Below are 22,899 nucleotides of genomic sequence, written 5' to 3'. Positions count from 1 at the left end.
CCGGCCGTGACGACGATCACTCCCGATCCGGGGAACCGCGGCCCGGTGCGCCCCTCGCTTCGCGACGAGGCGGGGTCGCCCGGTACGCTCACCGCCGTGCCCCACGCTGATCAGTCCCACACCACGCACCAGGACGCCCCCGCCATGGCCCCGGGAGCGCCCCGCCCCACCCAGGTCCGCCCCGTGCCCCTCGCGGAGCTGGCCGGTCAGCTGGGCATTCCCGTCCCCGCGGGCGCGGAGGCCGTCGAGGCCACCGGCATCACCCACGACTCGCGGGCCGTGCGCCCGGGCGACGTCTACGCCGCCCTGCCCGGCGCCCGCTTCCACGGCGCGGACTTCGCCGCCCAGGCCGCGGGCCTGGGCGCGGTGGCCGTGCTGACCGACCCGGCGGGCGCGGAGCGCGCCGGAGCCGCGGGCCTGCCGGTCCTCGGCGTCGAGGACCCGCGCGCCCGCATGGGCGCCCTGGCCGCCACGATCTACGGCGAGCCCGGCGGCGACCTGCTGCAGATCGGCATCACCGGCACCTCCGGCAAGACCACCACCGCCTACCTCATCGAGGGCGGGCTGCGGGCCCTGGGCGGCCCGACGGGCCTGATCGGCACGGTGGAGTCCCGGATCGGCGACGAGCGGGTCAAGTCCGAGCGCACCACCCCCGAGGCCACGGACCTGCAGGCGCTCTTCGCGGTCATGCGCGAGCGCGGCGTGCGCTCGGTGGCCATGGAGGTCTCCAGCCACGCCCTGCGCCTCGGCCGCGTCGACGGCTGTGTCTTCGACGTCGCCGTCTTCAACAACCTCAGCCCGGAGCACATGGAGTTCCACACGGGCATGGAGGACTACTTCGCCGCCAAGGCGGAGCTGTTCACCAAGCAGCGCAGCCGCGTCGGCGTGGTCAACGCCGACGACGAGTACGGGCGCCGCCTCGCCCGCGGCGAGTCCGAGGTCCCCGTGATCACCTTCTCCGCCGAGGGCCGCGAGGACGCCGACTGGCGCGCGGTCGACGTGGAGATCGGCCCGTTCGACTCCACCTTCACGGTCCTGGGCCCCGAGGGCCGGTCCGTGACCGCCAGAGCGCCGCTCGCCGGCCCGTTCAACGTCGCCAACGCGCTCGCCGCCATCGTCGCGCTCGTCGCCGCCGGCGCCGACCCGCAGACCGCCGCCGACGGCGTCGCGGCCGTCCCCGGCGTCCCCGGCCGCCTGGAGCGCGTGGACGCGGGCCAGCCCTACCTCGCGGTCGTCGACTACGCGCACAAGACGGATGCCGTCGAATCGGTTCTCCGCGCCCTGCGCAAGGTCGGCACGGGCCGTATCCACGCCGTCCTCGGCTGCGGCGGCGACCGCGACACCACCAAGCGCGCCCCGATGGGCGCCGCGCTGGCCCGCGGCGCCGACACGGCCGTACTGACCTCCGACAACCCCCGCTCCGAGGACCCCCTCGCGATCCTCGCCACCATGCTCGCGGGCGCCGCCGAGGTGCCCGCCGCCGAGCGCGGCACCGTCCTCCTGCTGGAGGACCGCGCCGCGGCCATCGCCGCCGCCGTCGCCCGCGCCGAACCCGGCGACACCGTCCTGGTGCTGGGCAAGGGCCACGAACAGGGCCAGGACATCGCCGGAGTGGTACGCCCCTTCGACGACCGCCGGGTGCTGCGCGAGGCGATCGAAGCCGACACGCGACTGCGTTCGTCGACCAAGCACCGGAACGACCAGGGATGACAGACCGCCATGCGCGTACAACCCTCCCCCCGGCAGCTCTCCCGAACGGCAGGAGGTGATCACCGGTGATCGCACTGACCCTCGCCGAGATCGCCGCCATCACCGGCGGGCAGCAGCACGACATACCGGACCCGCTGGCAACCGTCGGCGGTCCGGTCGTCATCGACTCCCGTGAGGTGAAGCCGGGCAGCCTCTTCGCCGCCTTCGCCGGCGAACACGTCGACGGCCACGACTACGCGCAGCGCGCCGTCGAGGCGGGCGCGGCAGCCGTGCTGGCCGCCCGCCCCGTGGGCGTCCCCGCCATCGTGGTCGACGACGTCGAGCGCGCCCTGGGCGCCCTCGCCCGGGCCGTCGTGGAGCGGCTGGGCACCACCGTCGTCGCCCTCACCGGCTCGGCCGGCAAGACCAGCACCAAGGACCTGATCGCTCAGCTCCTGCAGCGGCTCGCCCCCACGGTGTGGACCCCCGGCTCCCTGAACAACGAGATCGGCCTGCCGCTGACCGCGCTGCGCGCCGACGCCGGCACCGCCAACCTCGTCCTGGAGATGGGCGCCCGCGGCATCGGCCACATCCGCTACCTCACCGAGCTCACCCCGCCGCGCATCGGCGTCGTCCTCAACGTCGGCACCGCGCACATCGGCGAGTTCGGCGGCCGCGAGCAGATCGCCCAGGCCAAGGGCGAGCTGGTCGAGGCGCTGCCCGTCGCCGCCGAGGGCGGTATCGCGGTGCTCAACGCCGACGACCCCCTGGTCCGCGCCATGAGCGCGCGCACCAAGGCCCGTACGGTCCTGTTCGGTGAGGCCCCCGACGCGCAGATCCGCGCCGAGAACGTCCGCCTCACCGGGACCGGGCAGCCCTGCTTTACGCTCCACACACCCACCGGGTGCGCCGACGTGACCATGCGGCTGTACGGTGAGCACCACGTGTCGAACGCGCTCGCCGCCGCCGCCGTCGCCCATGAGCTGGGCATGCCTGTGTCCGGGATCGCCGACGCGCTCTCCGGTGCGGGCCAGCTCTCCCGCTGGCGGATGGAGGTCACCGAGCGCACGGACGGCGTGACGATCGTCAACGACGCCTACAACGCGAACCCCGAGTCCATGCGAGCCGCGCTGCGCGCGCTGGCCGCGATGGGCGAAGCCGCACGGGCTAGGGGCGGACGTACGTGGGCAGTACTCGGTCAGATGGCCGAGCTCGGCGGGGAGTCACTCGCCGAGCACGACGCTGTCGGACGGCTCGCCGTCCGGCTCAACGTCAGCAAGCTCGTGGCAGTCGGGGGCAGGGAAGCGGCCTGGCTGCAGATGGGCGCCTATAACGAGGGTTCGTGGGGTGAGGAGTCGGTGCACGTGTCCGACGCGCAGGCGGCGGTCGACCTGTTGCGCAGCGAGCTGCGCCCGGGTGACGTCGTGCTGGTGAAGGCGTCCCGGTCGGTGGGGCTGGAACGGGTGGCCGAAGCGCTGCTCGCGGTCGACGGTGAGGTCGCCGGCTGATGAACCAGATCCTCTTCGCGGGTGTCATCGGTCTGTTCCTGACCCTCATCGGCACCCCGCTGCTGATCAAGTTCCTGGCCCGCAAGGGCTACGGCCAGTTCATCCGCGACGACGGCCCCCGCGGCCACGCCGGGAAGAAGGGCACGCCCACCATGGGCGGCATCGCCTTCATCCTGGCCACGCTCATCGCGTACGCCGTGACGAAGGTGATCACCAGCAAGGAGCCGACGACCTCGGGCCTGCTGGTGCTGTTCCTGACCGCCGGCATGGGCCTGGTCGGCTTCCTCGACGACTACATCAAGATCGTCAAGCAGCGGAGCCTGGGCCTGCGCGCCAAGGCGAAGATGGCCGGCCAGCTGATCGTCGGCATCGCCTTCGCCGTCCTCGCGCTGCAGTTCGCCGACACCCGGGGCCAGACCCCGGCCTCCACGCGGCTGTCCTTCACCCAGGACTTCGGCTGGTCCGTCGGCCCCGTGATCTTCGTGGTCTGGGCGCTGTTCATGATCCTCGCGATGTCGAACGGCGTGAACCTCACCGACGGCCTCGACGGCCTCGCCACCGGCGCCTCCGTGATGGTCTTCGGCGCGTACGTCTTCATCGGCACCTGGCAGCACGGCCAGTCCTGCGCCAACCCGCTGACCGCGGGCGCCGCCTGCTACGAGGTACGGGACCCGCTCGACCTCGCCGTGGTCGCCTCGGCGCTGATGGGCTCCTGCTTCGGCTTCCTGTGGTGGAACACCTCCCCGGCCAAGATCTTCATGGGTGACACCGGCTCGCTGGCCCTCGGCGGCGCGCTGGCGGGCCTGGCCATCTGCTCGCGCACCGAGCTGCTGATCGCCCTCCTCGGCGGCCTGTTCGTCCTGATCACCATGTCCGTGGTCATCCAGGTCGGCTCCTTCCGCCTCACCGGAAAGCGCGTCTTCCGGATGGCCCCGCTGCAGCACCACTTCGAACTCAAGGGGTGGAGCGAGGTCCTTGTGGTGGTCCGCTTCTGGATCATCCAGGGCCTGTGCGTGGCCGTCGGACTCGGAATCTTCTACGCCGGATGGTTGGCCATCAAGTGAGCCGCACGAGCTTCAACGGCAAGCACATCACCGTCGCCGGTCTCGGCGTGAGCGGCATCAGCGCCGCTCGCGCCCTGGCCGGCCTCGGCGCGCGGGTGACCGTGGTCGACGGCGGCGACGGCCCGGCGCTGCGCGAGCGCGCCGCAGGCCTTGAGGCCCAGGGCATCGCGGTGCGCCTGGCCGACGCCGCCACCCTGCCCGAGGGCACCGACCTGGTCGTCACCTCGCCGGGCTGGAAGCCGGACAGCCCGCTCTTCGCGGCCGCCGCCGAGGCGGGCGTGGACGTGGTGGGCGACGTCGAGATCGCCTGGCAGCTGCGCGACGAGACCTCCGCGCCGTGGCTGGCGATCACCGGCACCAACGGCAAGACCACCACCGTCCAGATGCTGGCCTCCATCCTGGAGGCCGCCGGGCTGCGCACCGCCGCCGTCGGCAACATCGGCACCCCGATCATCGACGTGGTGCTGGGCGACGAGCCCTACGACGTGCTGGCCGTCGAGCTCTCCAGCTACCAGCTGCACTGGGCGCCCTCGCTGCGCGCCCACTCCGCGGCCGTCCTCAACCTCGCGCCCGACCACCTCGACTGGCACGGCTCCATGGCGGCGTACGCCGCCGACAAGGGCCGCATCTACGAGGGCAACCAGGTCGCCTGCGTCTACAACGTCGAGGACCCGCGCACCGAGCACCTGGTCCGCGAGGCCGACGTCGAGGAGGGCTGCCGGGCCATCGGCTTCACCCTCGGCGCCCCCGGCCCCTCCATGCTCGGCGTGGTCGACGGCCTGCTCGTCGACCGGGCCTTCGTGGAGAACCGCCACCAGCAGGCGCAGGAGCTCGCCGAGGTCTCCGACATCAAGCCGGCGGCCCCGCACAACATCGCCAACGCCCTCGCCGCCGCCGCCCTCGCCCGCGCCTTCGGCGTGGAGGCCGCGGCGGTACGCGACGGGCTGCGCGCCTTCCGGCCCGACGCCCACCGCATCGCCCACGTCGCCGACGTCGACGGCGTCGCCTACGTGGACGACTCCAAGGCCACCAACACCCACGCCGCCCGGGCGTCGCTGGCGGCGTACGAGTCGATCGTGTGGATCGCGGGCGGCCTGGCCAAGGGCGCCACGTTCGACGAGCTGGTCACCGCCTCGGCGAAGCGGCTGCGCGGCGTCGTCCTCATCGGGGCCGACCGGGCGCTGATCAGGGAAGCACTGGCGCGACACGCCCCGGATGTCCCGGTGGTGGACCTCGAGCGGACCGACACTGGGGCGATGGCCGCGGCGGTGCGCGAGGCGGCCCGGATCGCCGGTCCGGGGGACACCGTCCTCATGGCCCCGGCGTGTGCGTCGATGGACATGTTCACCAACTACAACGAGCGCGGCGAGGCCTTCGCCGAGGCGGTACGGGCCCTGGCCGACGGTCGCGACGCGCAGAAGTAGCCGCTGGTCCCCACGGCGCGGGCCGGCGGCGTGGGACACCAGCGGAGGGGACACCCCGGATGCACGCCGACGACACCGCCGCGAGCGGCGCGTGGACGGCCCTGCGGGGCCCCACCGCGCGCACCCGGCCCGCCCGGGCGCCCCGTCCGGCCCCGCGAGCCGCCCCCGGCGGCCCGCGGCGCCCCCGGGGCGGCCCCGGCGGCCTGCGGGGGCTGCACGCCCGCGCCAAGCGCGCCTGGGACCGCCCGCTGACCGCGTACTACCTGGTCCTCGGCGGCTCCCTGCTGATCACCGTCCTCGGCCTGGTGATGGTCTACTCCGCCTCCCAGATCAAGGCGCTGCAGAACGGCCTGGCGCCCAGCTACTTCTTCCGCAAGCAGCTGCTGGCCGCCGCCATCGGCACCGTGCTGCTGCTCGCGGCCGCCCGCACCCCGGTCAGGCTGCTGCGCGCCCTGGCCTACCCCCTGCTCGCGGTCTCGGTCATCCTGCTGTGCATGGTCCAGGTGCCCGGCGTCGGCGAGACCATCAACGGCAACACCAACTGGATCTCCCTGGGCGGCCCCTTCCAGCTCCAGCCCAGCGAGTTCGGCAAGCTCGCGCTCGTCCTGTGGGGCGCCGACCTGCTGGCCCGCAAGCAGTCCAAGAAGCTGCTCACCCAGTGGAAACACCTGCTGGTGCCGCTGGTGCCGGTGAGCTTCCTGCTGCTCGGCCTGATCATGCTGGGCGGCGACATGGGCACCACCGTCGTCCTGACCGCCGTGCTGCTCGGCCTGCTGTGGGTGGCGGGCGCCCCCACCAGGCTCTTCTCCGGAGTCTTCGGCGTCACGGCCGCCCTGGCCATACTCTTCATCAAGACCAGCGCCAACCGCATGTCCCGCCTGGAGTGCATCGGCGCCACCGACCCCGGTGCGAACGACCAGTGCTGGCAGGCCGTGCACGGCATCTACGCGCTGGCCAACGGCGGATGGTTCGGTGCCGGTCTCGGAGCCAGTGTGGAGAAATGGGGCGAACTCCCCGAACCCCACACCGACTTCATCTTCGCCATCACCGGCGAGGAACTGGGTCTGGCGGGGACGCTGTCGGTACTCGCCCTGTTCGCGGCTCTAGGCTATGCGGGTATCCGCGTGGCCGGACGCACGGAGGACCCCTTCGTGAGGTACGCCGCGGGAGGTGTGACCACCTGGATCACGGCCCAGGCCGTGGTCAACATCGGTGCGGTGCTCGGCCTGCTGCCGATCGCCGGTGTCCCGCTCCCGCTGTTCTCCTACGGAGGGTCCGCCCTGCTGCCGACCATGTTCGCCATCGGGCTCCTGATCGCCTTCGCGCGCGACGAACCCGGTGCACGGGCGGCGCTGGCCATGCGGCAGCCTGGGGTGAGATGGAAGACGATGAGACGGCGCGTCAAGAAGCGACCGTCCGGAGAGCGGTGAATTTCGGTGCATGTCGTACTCGCCGGCGGGGGGACCGCCGGCCACATCGAGCCCGCGCTCGCCCTCGCGGACGCCCTGCGCAGGCAGGACCCGACCGTGGGGATCACGGCGCTCGGCACGGAGCGGGGTCTGGAGACCCGGCTCGTGCCCGAGCGGGGCTATGAGCTGGGGCTGATCCCGGCCGTACCGCTGCCCCGCAAGCCCACCCCGGAACTGATCACCGTCCCCGGACGGCTGCGCGGCACCATCAAGGCCGCCGAGCAGATCCTGGAGCGCACCAAGGCGGATTGCGTGGTCGGCTTCGGCGGCTACGTGGCGCTGCCCGGCTACCTGGCCGCCAAGCGGCTCGGCGTGCCGATCATCGTCCACGAGGCCAACGCCCGCCCCGGCCTGGCCAACAAGATCGGCTCGCGCTACGCCGCCGGGGTCGCGGTGTCCACCCCGGACAGCAAGCTGCGCAACGCCCGCTACGTCGGCATCCCGCTGCGCCGCACCATCGCGACCCTGGACCGGGCGGCCGTCCGCCCCGAGGCGCGGGCCGCCTTCGGGCTCGACCCCAACCTGCCGACGCTGCTGGTCTCCGGCGGCTCGCAGGGCGCCCGCCGGCTCAACGAGGTCGTCCAGGCCGTCGCCCCGGCGCTGCAGCGCTCCGGCATCCAGATCCTGCACGCGGTCGGTCCGAAGAACGAACTGCCGCATGCGGACAACATGCCCGGAATGCCGCCCTATATCCCGGTATCGTATGTAGACCGGATGGACCTCGCGTACGCCGCGGCCGACATGATGCTCTGCCGCGCGGGCGCGATGACCGTCGCCGAACTCTCCGCCGTCGGCCTCCCGGCGGCCTACGTCCCGCTGCCCATCGGCAACGGCGAGCAGCGGCTCAACGCCCAGCCCGTGGTCAAGGCGGGCGGCGGCCTGCTGGTCGACGACGCCGAGCTCACTCCCGAGTGGGTGCTCAGCCAGGTGGTCCCGGTGCTGTCCAACCCGCACCGACTGTACGAGATGTCCCGTTCGGCCGCCGAGTTCGGCCGGCGCGACGCCGACGAACTGCTCGTCGGCATGGTGTACGAGGCGATTGCCGCACGCAGAGCGGGCTGACGGCCCGTAGGAGCAGGAGGCTGGGGAGCGTGGCCGGACCGACGACCGCCCGGCGCGGTGGTCAGAAGAACACCAAGTCCAAGGCGGCCGGCTCGGCCAGGTCGCCCAAGCGGTCCCGGGCCGCCCTGCTGCCGCCCCGCCCGCCCCGGCGGGGCGGCAAGCCCCGTAAGGGCGCCCCACGCGGCTCCAGGCCCCGTCCCCGGTCCCTGCGACGGCGCAGGCTGCTCCTGGGGTCGCTGGCGGCCGTACTCCTCGGCACGGCCGTCTGGTGGGCCCTCTACGGCTCCACCTGGCTGCGCGTCACCCGAGTGGACGTCAGCGGCACCACCGTGCTGACGCCCGAGGAGGTGCGCGAGGCGGCCGAGGTCCCGCTCGGCGACCCCCTCGCCTCCGTGGACACCGACGCCATCGCCGAGCGGCTGCGCAACCGGCTGCGGCGGATCGAGGCGGTGGACGTCGAACGATCCTGGCCGCACGGAATCGGTCTGAAAGTGACCGAACGACAGCCCAAAGCCCTGCTCGAAAAGGGTGGGAAATTTATCGAAATCGATGGCGCGGGCGTGCGGTTCGCCACAGTCGATCACCCGCTCCAGGGCGTGCCCCGGCTCGTCGTGGAGCCCGACGGCTCGCCCAGTCACCGGCGCTTCGGCACCGAACAGCTCGAACGCGAGGCCGTCCGGGTGGCGGCGGCCCTGCCCCCACCCGTTCGGGGGGACACCCACGTCATCCGCGTACGCTCATACGACTCCATCACCGTGGAACTGACGGGCGGTCGGACCATCGTCTGGGGCAGTGGCGAGCGGAGCGACGCGAAGGCCCGTACGCTCACCGCGCTGCTCAAGGCGGCGGGGGGCGCGAAGCGCTACGACGTGAGCGCCCCGGGCGCCCCGGCGGTGTCCGGGAGTTGACGTCCTTCCCGGCCTGCCAGCACCCTGGTTGGCTACGGCTATGGGTGATCACATAGGGTGAAAAGAAAAACGGGAGGTTCGGCGTGTTCGTTGAAGCCGCGCCGCTTGTCGACTTAGTGTCCTGCTTCAGAGAACCCACGGAACAGTGACACCGGTAACCCTAAACTTCAACGTTAGGGTTCGGGTCGGCATTGAGAACCGCCCCCAGGCATACGTAACTCGAGGCGAGAGGCCTTCGACGTGGCAGCACCGCAGAACTACCTCGCAGTCATCAAGGTCGTCGGTATCGGCGGCGGTGGCGTGAACGCCATCAACCGGATGATCGAGGTCGGTCTCAAGGGCGTCGAGTTCATCGCGATCAACACCGATGCGCAGGCCCTGCTGATGAGCGACGCCGACGTCAAGCTCGACGTCGGCCGTGAGCTCACCCGCGGCCTCGGCGCCGGCGCCAACCCCGACGTCGGCCGCAAGGCCGCCGAGGACCACCGCGAGGAGATCGAGGAGGTCCTCAAGGGGGCCGACATGGTCTTCGTCACCGCCGGCGAGGGCGGCGGCACCGGCACCGGCGGCGCGCCCGTCGTGGCCAACATCGCCCGCTCGCTGGGCGCCCTGACGATCGGTGTGGTCACCCGCCCGTTCACCTTCGAGGGCCGCCGTCGCGCGAACCAGGCGGAGGACGGCATCGCGGGTCTGCGCGACGAGGTCGACACCCTCATCGTCATCCCCAACGACCGACTGCTGTCCATCTCGGACCGCCAGGTGAGCGTGCTCGACGCGTTCAAGTCGGCCGACCAGGTACTGCTGTCCGGCGTCCAGGGCATCACCGACCTCATCACCACCCCGGGCCTGATCAACCTCGACTTCGCCGACGTCAAGTCCGTGATGTCCGAGGCGGGCTCGGCCCTCATGGGCATCGGCTCGGCCCGCGGCGACGACCGCGCGGTGGCCGCCGCCGAGATGGCGATCTCCTCGCCGCTGCTGGAGGCGTCCATCGACGGCGCCCGTGGCGTCCTGCTCTCCATCTCCGGCGGCTCCGACCTCGGTCTTTTCGAGATCAACGAGGCGGCGCAGCTGGTCAGCGAGGCGGCCCACCCCGAGGCCAACATCATCTTCGGTGCCGTCATCGACGACGCCCTCGGTGACGAGGTCCGGGTCACGGTCATCGCGGCCGGCTTCGACGGCGGCCAGCCGCCGGCGAAGGGCAGCCGCGACAAGGTGCTCGGCGGCTCCTCCTCCTACGGCTCCGGCCGTGAGGAGAGCGGCTCGGCCGGTACGGCCGCGAGCCGTCCGGCCGCTCCGTCCGAGCCGTCCCGGCCGTCCTTCGGCAGCCTCGGCAGCGTGACCCCGCGCACCGAGGAGCCCGTGCCGGACCCGTCGCCCGTCGCCGAGGTTCCGCCGCCCCCGGTCGCCTCCCCCCAGGTCCCGCCGGCGCGTCCCTACCAGGACTCGACCGCCGAGGAACTGGACGTTCCCGACTTCCTGAAGTGACCTCAAGGAACCGGTGAGCGGCTCCCAGTGATAGGGCAACAGCACACAGTGCCTCCCGTAGAGCACGTGGCACACGCGAGCGGCGCGCACTTCGCCTTCACCGACAGGTGGGGCGGGGTGAGCGCCGCTCCGTATGCGGAGCTCAACCTCGGCGGCGCGGTCGGCGACGACCCGGCCGCCGTACTGGCCAACCGGGAACGGGCGGCCGGCGCGCTCGGTCTCGACCCGGCCGCGGTCGTCTGGATGAACCAGGTGCACGGCAAGGACGTCGCCGTAGTGGACGAACCCTGGCAAGCCGGGCGAACGGGTGAGATCCCGGCGGTCGACGCCGTGGTGACGACCCGTCGGGGCCTGACCCTCGCGGTGCTGACCGCGGACTGCACCCCGGTCCTGCTCGCCGACCCGGTCGCCGGGATCGCGGGCGCCGCCCACGCCGGGCGGCCCGGGCTGCTGGCCGGGGTCGTCCCCGCGGTCGTCGGGGAGATGCTCCGGCTGGGCGCCGACCCGGCCCGGATCCTCGCCCACATCGGTCCTTCGGTCTGCGGCCTGTGCTACGAGGTGCCCGAGGCCATGCGTGCCGAGGTCGCCGCGGCGGTGCCCGAGGCCTGGGCCACCACCCGCCAGGGCACCCCGGCGGTGGACGTCGCGGCGGGGGTCGCGGCGCAGCTGGACCGAATGGGTGTCACCGTCAGCGGCAAATCTCACATCTGCACGCTGGAGTCGGCGGACCACTTCTCCTACCGGCGCGAGCGCACCACCGGGCGGCTCGCAAGCTACGTGTGGCTGGACGGCTGAGCTGTGACGGACCGTAGAACCCAGTTGGCGGACAACCTCGCCCAGGTGGAGGAACGTATCTCCGCCGCATGCGCCGCGGCGGGGCGCAAGCGGGAGGAGGTGACGCTCATCGTGGTCACCAAGACCTACCCGGCGAGCGACGTCCGCCTCCTCGCGGAGCTGGGGGTGCGTCATGTCGCGGAGAACCGCGACCAGGACGCCGCCCCCAAGGCCGCCGAGTGCTCGGATCTGCCCCTCACCTGGCACTTCGTCGGTCAGTTGCAGACAAACAAGGTCCGGTCGGTGGTGAATTACGCCGGTCTGGTGCACTCCGTTGACCGGAACAGACTGGTCACGGCGTTGTCGACCGCGGCCGTCCGGGCCGGCCGGGAACTGGACTGCCTGATCCAGGTGGCCCTTGACGCGGAGTCCGGAGCCCGGGGAGAGCGGGGCGGCGTCGCACCCGACGCGGTGGCGGCCCTGGCGGACGCGATCGCGGAGGCGGAAGGGCTGCGGCCCGCCGGTCTCATGACGGTCGCTCCGCTCGAGGGGCCTTACGCGGGAAGGCCTCGGGCCGCATTCGACCGGCTGATGGAAATCGCAACGGACCTGCGCGCGGCCCATCCGGCTGCGAACATGGTGTCAGCAGGGATGAGCGCGGACCTCGAGGACGCGGTTGCGGCCGGTGCGACACATGTACGTGTCGGCTCAGCGGTACTCGGAGTCCGACCCCGGCTCGGGTAACGTCGCCAAGAAGTCGGACCACAGCAGAAAATATGGTCATTCCCGTCAAAAGGCGGGCGGACCACGTGGATCCGGGCGCCGTTGACGGAGCCGATCCACCACAGAGCGGAGGACGCAGAGAATGGCCGGCGCGATGCGCAAGATGGCGGTCTACCTCGGCCTCGTGGAGGACGATGGGTATGACGGCCCGGGGTTCGACCCCGACGACGAGTTCGAGCCCGAGCCCGAGCCGGACCGGCGCCGGCAGCACCAGACACATCAAGCACAACAGACGCAATCGGACGAACCGGTTCGAGTCGCCCAGCCGCCCGCGCAGCGCGAACCCGCTCCGCTCGTAGCGGAACCGGGACGACCCGCCCGAATCGCCCCCGTGTCGTCCATCACACCCGAACGCCACTCTCTGGAGAAGAACGCACCGGTGATCATGCCCAAGGTTGTGTCCGAGCGGGAGCCCTACCGCATCACGACATTGCACCCCCGGACCTACAACGAGGCCCGTACCATCGGGGAACACTTCCGCGAAGGTACTCCGGTGATCATGAATCTCACCGAGATGGACGACACCGACGCGAAGCGCCTTGTCGACTTCGCGGCGGGTCTGGTCTTCGGACTCCACGGCAGCATCGAGCGGGTGACGCAGAAGGTGTTCCTGCTGTCTCCTGCTAACGTCGATGTCACGGCGGAGGACAAGGCCCGTATCGCAGAGGGTGGGTTCTTCAACCAGAGCTGAGACGCAACACCGGGCAATCCGGACAACGGCCAGTCAGGCCGAGTACGAGCAAGGGGAGAGGGAAGCGCGAGATGGGCATCGCACAGCAGGTGATCTACATCGCGCTGTACTGCTTTCTGATCGTGCTGATCTTCCGGCTGGTGATGGACTACGTCTTCCAGTTCGCCCGCTCATGGCAACCCGGTAAGGCGATGGTGGTGGTCCTGGAGGCCACCTACACTGTCACCGATCCGCCACTCAAGCTTCTGCGGCGGGTCATCCCGCCGCTGCGTCTCGGGGGCGTGGCGCTCGACCTGTCCTTCTTCGTACTGATGATCATCGTCTACATCCTGATCACCGTCGTGAGCCGGCTGTGAACGCGGCTGTGAACGATACGGTCTTGCCGATTGCCGACGACTACGTTGAGGTGAAGAAGAGATGCCGCTGAGCCCCGAGGACGTGCGGAACAAGCAGTTCACGACCGTCCGCCTCCGAGAAGGCTATGACGAGGACGAGGTCGATGCCTTCCTCGACGAGGTCGAGGCCGAACTGACCCGCCTGCTCAGGGAGAACGAGGACCTGCGCGCCAAGCTGGCCGCCGCGACGCGTGCCGCCGCGCAGAACCAGCAGCAGGCCATGCGCAAGCCCGAGCCGCAGGAGCAGCAGCGACCCGGCGCTCCGGTGCCCGCTGCCATATCCGGCCCGCAGCCGGTGCCGCCGAACCAGCAGCAGATGGGTGGCCCGCCGCAGCTTCCGGGCGGTGCCCCGCAGCTGCCGGCCGGCCCAGGCGGACACGGCCACGGTCCCCAGGGTCCGCACGGTCCCGGCCCGATGGGACAGAACGGTCCGATGGGTGGCCCGATGGGCGGACCCATGGGGCAGAACGGACCTATGGGGCAGAACCCCATGCAGCAGAACGGTCCGATGGGCCAGAACCCGATGCAGCAGAACGGCCCCATGGGTGGTCCGCAGCTGCCGCAGCCGGGGCAGGGTCCCGGCGGTGACAGCGCGGCCCGTGTTCTGTCGCTCGCGCAGCAGACGGCCGACCAGGCGATCGCGGAGGCCCGTTCCGAGGCCAACAAGATCGTCGGCGAGGCCCGCAGCCGCGCCGAGGGTCTGGAGCGGGACGCCCGTGCCAAGGCGGACGCCCTGGAGCGGGACGCGCAGGAGAAGCACCGCGTGGCGATGGGCTCCCTGGAGTCCGCGCGCGCCACGCTGGAGCGCAAGGTCGAGGACCTGCGCGGCTTCGAGCGCGAGTACCGCACGCGACTGAAGTCCTACCTGGAGAGCCAGCTGCGTCAGCTGGAGAACCAGGCGGACGACTCGCTGGCCCCGCCGCGGACCCCGGCGACCGCGTCGCTGCCGCCGGCCCCCTCGATGAGCGGGTCGATGGCTCCGGCCGGTGCGGGCATGGGCGGTCACTCCATGGGCGGCAACTCCATGGGTGGCAACCAGTCCATGGGCGGCCACGGCGGTCCGTCGACCGGTGCCCCGTCGTACGGCGGTCAGCAGCAGATGTCGCCGGCGATGACGCAGCCGATGGCACCGGTGCGGCCGCAGGGCCAGCAGCCGATGCAGGCTCCCTCGCCGATGCGGGGCTTCCTGATCGACGAGGACGACAACTGACGGCCGCGTAGTCGTCGGCATCAATGGGCCGGGCCCCTGGGATTCCCCAGGGGCCCGGCCCATTTGTGCGCCCGCCCGCCCGACCATTCCGAACGCCATGACGTTCCGGGTTTCGGGCGGGTGGGTGGGCGAAACCCCCGGCGCGTCAGCGCCGGGGGTCATCACCCGTTTGCTTACGCCTTACGGAGGCGGAACGCCAGTCCGAGGCCCTCGTCCGTGAAGGGGGCGCCGAACGTGTCGTCACCCTCGCCGCCGGCGAAGTCCGTCGCGAGAACCTCGTCCGCGATGAGCGACGCGTGCTCGGTCAGCGCGGTCACCGTCTCCTCATCGGTGGAGGTCCACCGAAGGGCGATCCGGTCCGCGACGTCCAGGCCGCTGTTCTTGCGGGCCTCCTGGATCAGCCGGATGGCGTCGCGGGCCAGGCCCGCGCGCCGCAGCTCCGGGGTGATCTCCAGGTCGAGCGCCACGGTGGCACCGGAGTCGGAGGCGACCGACCAGCCCTCGCGCGGGGTCTCGGTGATGATGACCTCGTCCGGGGCGAGCGTGACGGTCTCCCCGTCGACGACCACCGAGGCCGTGCCCTCGCGCAGCGCGAGCGACAGCGCGGCGGCGTCGGCGGCGGCGACCGCCTTGGCCACGGCCTGGACGCCCTTGCCGAAGCGCTTGCCCAGGGCACGGAAGTTCGCCTTGGCCGTGGTGTCGACCAGCGAGCCGCCGCCCGCTGGGCCAGTGGAGGAATCAGTGAGGGAGGCGAGCGAGGAGACGTTGAGCTCCTCGGCGATCTGGGCGCGCAGCTCCTCGCCGAGCGCCTCGAAGCCGGCCGCCGCGACCAGCGCGCGCGACAGCGGCTGGCGCGTCTTGACGCCGGACTCGGCGCGAGTGGCGCGGCCCAGCTCGACCAGGCGCCGCACCAGCAGCATCTGCTGGGACAGCGTCGGGTCGATCAGCGAGGTGTCGGCCTTCGGCCAGGTGGCCAGGTGCACCGACTCCGGGGCCTGCGGGTCGACCGGGACGACGAGGTCCTGCCACACGCGCTCGGTGATGAACGGCACCAGGGGCGCCATCAGCCGGGTCACGGTCTCGATGACCTCGTGCAGCGTGCGCAGCGCGGCCGCGTCGCCCTGCCAGAACCGGCGGCGCGAGCGGCGCACGTACCAGTTGGACAGGTCGTCCACGAAGGACGACAGCAGCTTGCCGGCGCGCTGGGTGTCGTAGGCCTCCATGGCCTGCGTGACCTGGTCGGTCAGGGCGTTCAGCTCGCTGAGCAGCCAGCGGTCGATCAGCGGGCGGTCGGCCGCGGCCGGGTCGGCGGCCGAGGGGGCCCAGCCGGAGGTCCGGGCGTACAGGGCCTGGAAGGCGACCGTGTTCCAGTAGGTGAGGAGCGTCTTGCGGACGACCTCCTGGATCGTGCCGTGGCCGACGCGGCGCGCGGCCCACGGGGAGCCGCCGGCGGCCATGAACCAGCGGACGGCGTCGGCGCCGTGCTGGTCCATCAGGGGGATCGGCTGGAGGATGTTGCCCAGGTGCTTGGACATCTTCCGGCCGTCCTCGGCGAGGATGTGGCCCAGGCAGACGACGTTCTCGTAACTCGACTTGTCGAAGACGAGCGTGCCGACGGCCATCAGGGTGTAGAACCAGCCGCGCGTCTGGTCGATCGCCTCGGAGATGAACTGCGCCGGGTAGCGCTGCTCGAAGAGCTCCTTGTTCTTGTAGGGGTAGCCCCACTGGGCGAACGGCATGGAGCCCGAGTCGTACCAGGCGTCGATGACCTCGGGCACCCGGACGGCCGGGTGGGCGCAGCCCTCGGCGGTGCAGGTGAAGGTGACGTCGTCGATGTACGGGCGGTGGGGGTCCAGGCCGCTCTGGTCGGTGCCGGTCAGCTCGGAGAGCTCGGCCAGCGAGCCGACGCAGGTGAGGTGGTTGTCCTCGCAGCGCCAGATGGGCAGCGGGGTGCCCCAGTAGCGGTTGCGGGAGAGCGCCCAGTCGATGTTGTTGTTCAGCCAGTCGCCGAAGCGGCCGTGCTTGACCGACTCGGGGAACCAGTTGGTCTTCTCGTTCTCCTCGAGCAGCCGGTCCTTGATCGCGGTGGTACGGATGTACCAGGACGGCTGTGCGTAGTACAGCAGTGCGGTGTGGCAGCGCCAGCAGTGCGGGTAGCTGTGCTCGTACGCGATGTGCTTGAACAGCAGGCCGCGCTCGGTGAGGTCGGCGACGAGCTTCTCGTCGGCCTTCTTGAAGAACTGGCCGCCGACGAGGTCGAGGCCCTCCTCGAAGGTGCCGTCGGGGCGGACCGGGTTGACGACCGGGAGGCCGTAGGCGCGGCAGGTCCTGAGGTCGTCCTCACCGAAGGCCGGGGCCTGGTGGACCAGACCGGTGCCGTCCTCGGTGGTGACGTACTCGGCGTTGACGACGAAGTGGGCGGCCTCGGGGAACTCGACCAGGTCGAACGGGCGGCGGTAGGCCCAGCGCTCCATCTCGCGGCCGGTGAAGGACTGCCCCGTCGCGGTCCAGCCCTCGCCGAGGGCCTTCTCCAGCAGCGGCTCGGCGACGACCAGCTTCTCGTTGCCGTCGGTGGCCACGACGTACGTGACGTCCGGGTGCGCGGCGGCGGCGGTGTTGGAGACGAGCGTCCAGGGGGTGGTCGTCCACACCAGCAGCGCCGCCTCGCCCGCGAGCGGGCCGGAGGTCAGCGGGAAACGCACGAAGACGGACGGGTCGACGACCGTCTCGTAGCCCTGCGCCAGCTCGTGGTCGGACAGGCCGGTGCCGCAGCGGGGGCACCAGGGGGCGACGCGGTGGTCCTGGACCAGCAGTCCCTTGTTGAAGATCTCCTTCAGCGACCACCAGACCGACTGGACGTACTCGGGGTCCATGGTCCGGTACGCGTCGTCCAGGTCGACCCAGTAGCCCATGCGGGTGGTGAGCTCGGCGAACGCGTCGGTGTGGCGGGTCACGGACTCGCGGCACTTCGCGTTGAACTCGGCGATGCCGTACTTCTCGATGTCCTGCTTGCCGTTGAAGCCGAGTTCCTTCTCGACCGCGAGCTCGACCGGCAGGCCGTGGCAGTCCCAGCCGGCCTTGCGGCCGACGTGGTAGCCCTGCATGGTGCGGAAGCGCGGGAAGACGTCCTTGAAGACGCGCGCTTCGATGTGGTGCGCACCGGGCATGCCGTTGGCGGTCGGGGGGCCCTCGTAGAAGACCCACTCGGGGCGGCCCTCGGACTGTTCGAGGGTGCGGGCGAAGGTCTTGCTCTCGCGCCAGAATTCGAGCACGGCGTGCTCGAGGGCGGGCAGATCCACTTGTGCGGGTACCTGGCGGTACTGCGTCATCGGCTTCCTCCGGCGGGACGTCATTGCGCTGTCCGTCGGAGGGACGAGAACGCGCTGTCCGCTGCGCTTCCCGCGGTACCACCCTCCTTGGCCGCAGGCGTGTCACGCCTCCGGCCCCCTCATTGGGATCGCGATGCCGGCTCTACTGACCCCTCGGGGCGTTCTTCCGGCGGCTCCGGGCTGATCTTCACGACCGCGCACACCCCCGGGCTCACACCGTCCCCGGGTCGCTCATGGCTGCGTGCGGCGCTACTCGTCCCTTCCACGCCTTTCGCTGCCGCCCAGTGTACGGGGCCGCGCGTGCGGCGGCCCACCGATTACGGGGCCGGAGGCGGGGCACAACGGTGGAGACCGGCGTGCCCCGTTGCCGCGTGCCCTGAGGCGATTTATCGTTCCCGCACGATTTGCGCGCAAGATCATAAAATGTGAAGGGGTCGCGGCCATGGCGGAGAAGTCGGCGTCCGCGAACGTGAAGAAGGCCGCGGCGAAGCGCTCGGCCGCGCCTGCGGCGAAGACCGCGGCCGCGAAGAAGGCGGCGAAGTCCACTCCCGCGAAGAAATCCGCTGCGGCGCACTCGGCCGCCGCGGCCGAAGCTGCGCCTGCGGCGAAGACCGCCCCGGCCAAGAAGGCCCCGTCCGGGAAGAAGGCGGCAGCCAAGACCGCCCCCGCGAAGAAGGCGGTAGCCAAGACCGCCCCCGCGAAGAAGGCTGCGAAGACCACCTCTGCGAAGAAGCCCGCCCCCGCGAAGAAGTCCTCCGCGGCGCACTCGGCCGCCCCGGCCGAAGCCCCGCCCGCGGCGAACACCGCCCCGGCCGCAACGGCCGCTTCGTCCAAGAAGGCGGCTTCCGCCAAGAAGGCCGCTCCGGTCAAAAAGATCGCCTCGTCCAAGAAGGCCGCTCCGGCCAAGAAGGCCGCCCCGCCCCAGGAGCCCGTGTCCGGCGCGGAGGCCGGCTCCGGCAAGCGGGTCGGCGGCGTCGGGAAGGCCGCCCCCGCCAAGGGCACCGCACCGGCCAAAAAGTCGGCGCCAGCCAAAAAGGCCGCATCGGCGGGGAAAAGCGTGCCGGCGGGGAAGACTGCCACGGTGGCCGAAGCCGTGGGGGCGGAGGCCGCCGTGGGTAGGGCTGCGTCCGCCGGAAAGGGCACCGCACCCGCAGGGAAGGGCGCTTCAGGGAAGAGAGCCACCTCGGTCGGTACGGCCGGGGCGGCAGGCAAGGCCGCCCCGGCCGATACGGCCGCCAGGGCCAACAAGTCCGCACCGGCCCCCACGGCGGTGCCCGCTGAGGAGACGGGAGCCAGGACGGTGGCTGCGAAGAAGACCGCGAACAAGGTGCCGGGAGCGCGCACGGCCGCCGCCGAGCCGGGGGCGCTGGCCGTACGGCCGGGCGAGGAGCCCTGGTCGCCGGGGGAGGTGGCGGAGGCCCGCACCGAGCTGCAGAGCGAGGTGATGCGGCTGCGGGCGGAGATCCAGGCCTCCGAGGAGGCGATCAGCGGCCTGATGCGCGACTCGGGCGACGGCGCCGGCGACGACCAGGCCGACACCGGCACCAAGAACATCACCCGGGAGCACGAGCTGGCCCTGGCCGCCAACGCCCGCGAGATGCTGCAGCAGACCGAGCGGGCGCTGGAACGCCTGGACGCCGGAACGTACGGCCTCTGCGAGAACTGCGGGAAACCCATCGGCAAGGCCCGTATGCAGGCCTTCCCCCGGGCCACCCTCTGCGTGGAGTGCAAACAGCGCCAGGAACGTCGCTGACCGGCCCGGCACCACGTGCCGTACCCTCGTCCTCAGTCAGCAGGGACGACATCCAGGGACTCACGTGACTGAGGCGGAACAGGCCGGACGGCCCACCGAGCCCACCGGCCCGGCCCAGCCCACCGGGGCGGCCGGGGCCGACGGGGCGAGCGCGCCCGCGGGCAAGCGGCGCATCGCGGTGCTGCTCGCGGTGGCCGCCTTCGCCTACCTCCTCGACCTGGGCAGCAAGCTGCTCGTCGTGGCCCAGCTGGAGCACCACGACCCGGTCCAGGTGATCGGCGAGTGGCTCCAGTTCGAGGTCGTCCGCAACCGCGGCGCGGCCTTCGGCATCGGCGAGGCGATGACGATCGTCTTCACGGTCATCGCCACCGCCGTGATCGTGGCGATCGCCCGCATCGCCCGCAAGCTCTACAGCCTGCCGTGGGCGATCGCGCTCGGCCTGCTGCTGGGTGGCGCCTTCGGCAACCTCACCGACCGGCTCTTCCGCGCGCCCGGCGGCTTCGAGGGCGGGGTGGTGGACTTCATCGCCCCCGCCCACTTCGCGGTCTTCAACCTCGCCGACTCCGCGATCGTCTGCGGCGGCTTCTTGATCGTCATCCTCTCCTTCCGGGGCCTGGACCCGGACGGGACCGTCCACGAGGACTGACCCGGGAGGGAACCCGGGGCAGCCCCCGGGAGGCCGCGGCGGGCCCGCGCGTGCGGGCCTGTCACAGCCGTCCGTCATACTCGACGGGTGAGCACCATTCCCGAGATCCGCGCCCTGCCCGTTCCCGACGGCCTCGAGGGCGAGCGCGTCGACGCTGCGATCGCCCGTATGTTCGGCTTCTCCCGCACCAAGGCGGCCGAGCTGGCGGCCGCGGGCAAGGTCCAGCTCGACGGGGCCGAGGCCGGGAAGTCCGACCGGGTCACCGGCGGCGCCTGGCTCGAGGTCGAGATGCCCGCGCCGGCCGCGCCGGTGCAGATCGTCGCCGAGCCCGTCGAGGGCATGGAGATCGTCCACGACGACGACGACATCGTCGTGATCGTCAAGCCCGTCGGCGTGGCCGCCCACCCCAGCCCCGGCTGGACGGGCCCCACCGTCATCGGCGGGCTCGCCGCCGCCGGGTACCGCATCTCCACCTCCGGTGCCGCCGAGCGCCAGGGCATCGTGCACCGCCTCGACGTCGGCACGTCCGGCCTCATGGTGGTCGCCAAGTCCGAGCGCGCCTACACCCTGCTCAAGCAGCAGTTCCGCGAGCGCACGGTCGACAAGCGCTACCACGCGCTGGTCCAGGGCCACCCGGACCCGATGAGCGGCACGATCGACGCCCCCATCGGCCGCCACCCCAACCACGACTACAAGTGGGCGGTCACGGCCGAGGGCAAGCCGTCGGTGACCCACTACGACCTCATCGAGGCGTTCCGCGCCGCCAGCCTCCTCGACATCAAGCTCGAGACCGGCCGTACGCATCAGATCCGCGTGCACATGTCCGCGCACCGGCACCCCTGCGTCGGCGACCTCACCTACGGCGCCGACCCCACCCTCGCCAAGCGGCTGGGGCTCACCCGCCAGTGGCTGCACGCCATGCGGCTCGGCTTCGAGCACCCCTCGGACGGCCGCTGGGTCGAGTTCGAGAGCGCCTACCCCGAGGACCTGCAGCACGCCCTGGACACGGTGCGCGCCGAGAGCTCGTAAGGCGGCCTCCGGGCCGGTGCGGCAGGCTTGAAAGCCAGTTCCACCGCACCGACCCGGCCCGGGGGTAATCCGTGGACCAGCTCGCCCTGCTGTTCGTCCTGCTGCTGGGGGCGCTGGTCACCGTTCCGCTGGGGGACCGGCTGGGAGTGCCCTCCCCGGTCCTGATGACGATCGGCGGCATCGTCCTCGCCCTGCTGCCGTTCGTGCCGGCCGTGGACATCCCGCCGGAGTTCATCCTCCCGCTGGTGCTGCCGCCGCTGCTCTACGCCACCGCCCAGCGCACCTCGTGGCGGCAGTTCGCGGCCAACAAGCGGCCGATCTTCCTCCTGGCGGTCGCGCTCGTCTTCGTCACCACCGCGGCCGTCGCCGCCGTCGCCAACGCGATCGTGCCGGGGCTCTCACTGGCCGCCGCCGTGGCGCTGGGCGCGCTCGTGGCCCCGCCGGACCCGGTCGCCGCCACCGCCGTCGCGGGCTCCCTCGGACTGCCGCGCCGCCTGGTCTCCATCCTGGAGGGCGAGGGGCTCTTCAACGACGTCACGGCCATCGTGCTCTACCACGTGGCCATCGCGGCCGCCGTCAGCGGCCACTTCTCGCTGCCGAGCGCGCTCGCCGAGCTGGTGCTGTCCGCCGTGGTGGCCGTCGCCGTCGGCCTCGGGCTCGGCTGGGCGACCAAACGGCTGATGGACGTCCTCGGGGACGCCACCCTCCAGATCGGCCTCACCCTGCTGGTGCCGTTCGTCTCCTACGTCCTGGCCGAGGAGCTCAGGGGCTCCGGCGTCCTCGCGGTCCTCACCACCGCCCTCTTCCTGGCCGAGTACGCCCACGACCCCGACGACGTCCTCGGCCGGCTGGCGGGCCACACCTTCTGGGAGGTCGTCGACACCCTCGTCACCGGCGCGGCCTTCGGCCTCGTCGGCCTGGAGCTGCACAACGCCGTCAGCACCGCCTCCGGCCGCTGGGGCGAGATGCTGGGCATCGGCGGCGCCATCGTGGCCGTGGTGGTGGGCGTACGGCTGCTGTGGCTGCTGCCCGCCGCGTGGCTGACCAAGAAGCTGCACAAGCGCCGGGACACCGAGGAGGAGGTCCTGCTGAGCTGGCGCGAGACGGTGGTGACGTGGTGGTCGGGGATGCGCGGCGTGGCCACCGTGGCGCTCGCCCTGGCCATCCCCCTGACCATGGCGGACAAGACGCCCTTCCCGGCCCGCGACGAGATCCTCTTCATCGCCTTCGCCGTCATCATCGCCACCCTCGTCGTCCAGGGCCTGACCCTGCCCTGGCTGGTCCGGCTCCTGGGCGTGCGCGCCGACATCGACGTGAGCCGGGAACTGGAGCGGCAGCTGGCCGCCCGGGCGGCGAAGGCGGCCCGGCACCGCCTGCTGGAGATCGTCGAGGAGGAGGACCTTCCCGAGGACATGATGGAGATGCTCGGCCGACGCGCCTACGACATGGGCGCCCGCATCAGCCCCGACATGGTCGACGAGGAGCGCCGCGACGCCCACGCGCAGCGCGTGGAACGGCTGCGTACGCTCCACCGGGTGCAGGGGCAGCTGCTGTCGGCGGCCCGGCACGAGGTGCTGGCGGCACGCAGCGAGCCGGGAATGGACCCTGAAGTGGTCGACAGGGTGCTGCGGCACCTGGACGACCGCACGCTGCGCGGCATCTGAGGCCACTGGACCC

18 protein-coding genes are annotated in these 22,899 nt (G+C 71.8%); 17 read left to right on the top strand and 1 reads right to left on the bottom strand.

Annotated features, from left to right (window positions below; genetic code table 11):
• The first annotated feature begins 6 nt into the window (after positions 1-6).
• From ACIGXW_RS01190 to ACIGXW_RS01130, 13 genes are all read left to right on the top strand, one after another.
• Positions 7-1,710 carry a UDP-N-acetylmuramoyl-L-alanyl-D-glutamate--2,6-diaminopimelate ligase gene (locus ACIGXW_RS01190; protein WP_399568618.1) on the top strand — a complete coding sequence of 568 codons (1,704 nt, stop codon included), beginning with the start codon at positions 7-9 and terminating at the stop codon, positions 1,708-1,710.
• A gap of 65 nt (positions 1,711-1,775) precedes the next feature.
• Positions 1,776-3,197 carry a UDP-N-acetylmuramoyl-tripeptide--D-alanyl-D-alanine ligase gene (murF, locus tag ACIGXW_RS01185; protein ID WP_071963481.1) on the top strand — a complete coding sequence of 474 codons (1,422 nt, stop codon included), beginning with the start codon at positions 1,776-1,778 and terminating at the stop codon, positions 3,195-3,197.
• Positions 3,197-4,261 (top strand): phospho-N-acetylmuramoyl-pentapeptide-transferase, encoded by a 1,065-nt coding sequence (gene mraY, locus ACIGXW_RS01180; protein WP_399568616.1) that lies wholly within the window; start codon positions 3,197-3,199, stop codon positions 4,259-4,261. The genes murF and mraY overlap by 1 nt, the downstream gene beginning before the upstream one ends.
• The gene (gene murD, locus ACIGXW_RS01175) at positions 4,258-5,685 is read left to right on the top strand and encodes a UDP-N-acetylmuramoyl-L-alanine--D-glutamate ligase (RefSeq protein ID WP_071963483.1); all 1,428 of its coding nucleotides are present in this window, start codon (positions 4,258-4,260) and stop codon (positions 5,683-5,685) included. Before mraY ends, murD begins: the two co-directional genes overlap by 4 nt.
• Before the next feature lie 59 nt (positions 5,686-5,744).
• Positions 5,745-7,115, top strand: coding sequence for a putative lipid II flippase FtsW (gene ftsW / locus ACIGXW_RS01170; RefSeq protein WP_399568613.1), 1,371 nt, complete (start codon positions 5,745-5,747; stop codon positions 7,113-7,115).
• 6 nt (positions 7,116-7,121) lie between these two features.
• Positions 7,122-8,216: an undecaprenyldiphospho-muramoylpentapeptide beta-N-acetylglucosaminyltransferase gene (gene murG, locus ACIGXW_RS01165; protein ID WP_071963485.1), complete on the top strand. Its 1,095-nt coding sequence runs from the start codon at positions 7,122-7,124 to the stop codon at positions 8,214-8,216.
• Positions 8,217-8,245: 29 nt separating this feature from the next.
• Positions 8,246-9,124, top strand: a complete 879-nt coding sequence (locus tag ACIGXW_RS01160; protein WP_399568611.1) for a cell division protein FtsQ/DivIB — start codon at positions 8,246-8,248, stop codon at positions 9,122-9,124.
• 240 nt (positions 9,125-9,364) lie between these two features.
• Positions 9,365-10,612: a cell division protein FtsZ gene (ftsZ, locus tag ACIGXW_RS01155; RefSeq protein ID WP_399568608.1), complete on the top strand. Its 1,248-nt coding sequence runs from the start codon at positions 9,365-9,367 to the stop codon at positions 10,610-10,612.
• Positions 10,613-10,639: 27 nt separating this feature from the next.
• Entirely contained in the window at positions 10,640-11,407 is a 768-nt protein-coding gene (gene pgeF, locus ACIGXW_RS01150) for a peptidoglycan editing factor PgeF (protein WP_399568605.1), read from the top strand.
• 3 nt (positions 11,408-11,410) lie between these two features.
• On the top strand, positions 11,411-12,130 hold the full coding sequence (locus ACIGXW_RS01145) for a YggS family pyridoxal phosphate-dependent enzyme (RefSeq protein ID WP_399568602.1): 720 nt from the start codon (positions 11,411-11,413) through the stop codon (positions 12,128-12,130).
• A 121-nt stretch (positions 12,131-12,251) separates the two neighbouring features.
• Positions 12,252-12,860 carry a cell division protein SepF gene (locus ACIGXW_RS01140; protein ID WP_360911534.1) on the top strand — a complete coding sequence of 203 codons (609 nt, stop codon included), beginning with the start codon at positions 12,252-12,254 and terminating at the stop codon, positions 12,858-12,860.
• 71 nt (positions 12,861-12,931) lie between these two features.
• A complete protein-coding gene (locus ACIGXW_RS01135) occupies positions 12,932-13,216 on the top strand; it encodes a YggT family protein (RefSeq protein ID WP_099197393.1) in 285 nt (94 codons plus the stop codon).
• Between the two features lie 61 nt (positions 13,217-13,277).
• Positions 13,278-14,465, top strand: a complete 1,188-nt coding sequence (locus tag ACIGXW_RS01130; RefSeq protein ID WP_071963488.1) for a DivIVA domain-containing protein — start codon at positions 13,278-13,280, stop codon at positions 14,463-14,465.
• Between the two features lie 173 nt (positions 14,466-14,638).
• Here the strand turns inward: ACIGXW_RS01130 and ileS are convergent, their stop codons facing one another.
• Positions 14,639-17,794: an isoleucine--tRNA ligase gene (gene ileS, locus ACIGXW_RS01125; protein WP_399568599.1), complete on the bottom strand. Its 3,156-nt coding sequence runs from the start codon at positions 17,792-17,794 to the stop codon at positions 14,639-14,641.
• A gap of 442 nt (positions 17,795-18,236) precedes the next feature.
• On the opposite strand from ileS, the gene ACIGXW_RS01120 reads away from it, so the two are divergent.
• The 4 genes from ACIGXW_RS01120 to ACIGXW_RS01105 all read left to right on the top strand — a co-directional run bounded on the left by ACIGXW_RS01120 (position 18,237) and on the right by ACIGXW_RS01105 (position 22,886).
• Positions 18,237-19,547, top strand: a complete 1,311-nt coding sequence (locus ACIGXW_RS01120; protein WP_399568597.1) for a TraR/DksA family transcriptional regulator — start codon at positions 18,237-18,239, stop codon at positions 19,545-19,547.
• Between the two features lie 64 nt (positions 19,548-19,611).
• On the top strand, positions 19,612-20,193 hold the full coding sequence (gene lspA, locus ACIGXW_RS01115) for a signal peptidase II (protein WP_071963489.1): 582 nt from the start codon (positions 19,612-19,614) through the stop codon (positions 20,191-20,193).
• 87 nt (positions 20,194-20,280) lie between these two features.
• Positions 20,281-21,222, top strand: a complete 942-nt coding sequence (locus ACIGXW_RS01110) for an RluA family pseudouridine synthase (protein WP_399568594.1) — start codon at positions 20,281-20,283, stop codon at positions 21,220-21,222.
• Between the two features lie 71 nt (positions 21,223-21,293).
• Positions 21,294-22,886 (top strand): Na+/H+ antiporter, encoded by a 1,593-nt coding sequence (locus tag ACIGXW_RS01105; RefSeq protein ID WP_399568592.1) that lies wholly within the window; start codon positions 21,294-21,296, stop codon positions 22,884-22,886.
• Positions 22,887-22,899: the final 13 nt, after the last annotated feature.

It is taken from the genome of Streptomyces sp. NPDC053079, from assembly GCF_044546695.1.
Lineage (GTDB): Bacteria > Actinomycetota > Actinomycetes > Streptomycetales > Streptomycetaceae > Streptomyces.
The sequence above is the reverse complement of the archived record's forward strand: the minus strand, read 5'-3'. Positions and strand labels throughout refer to the sequence as shown.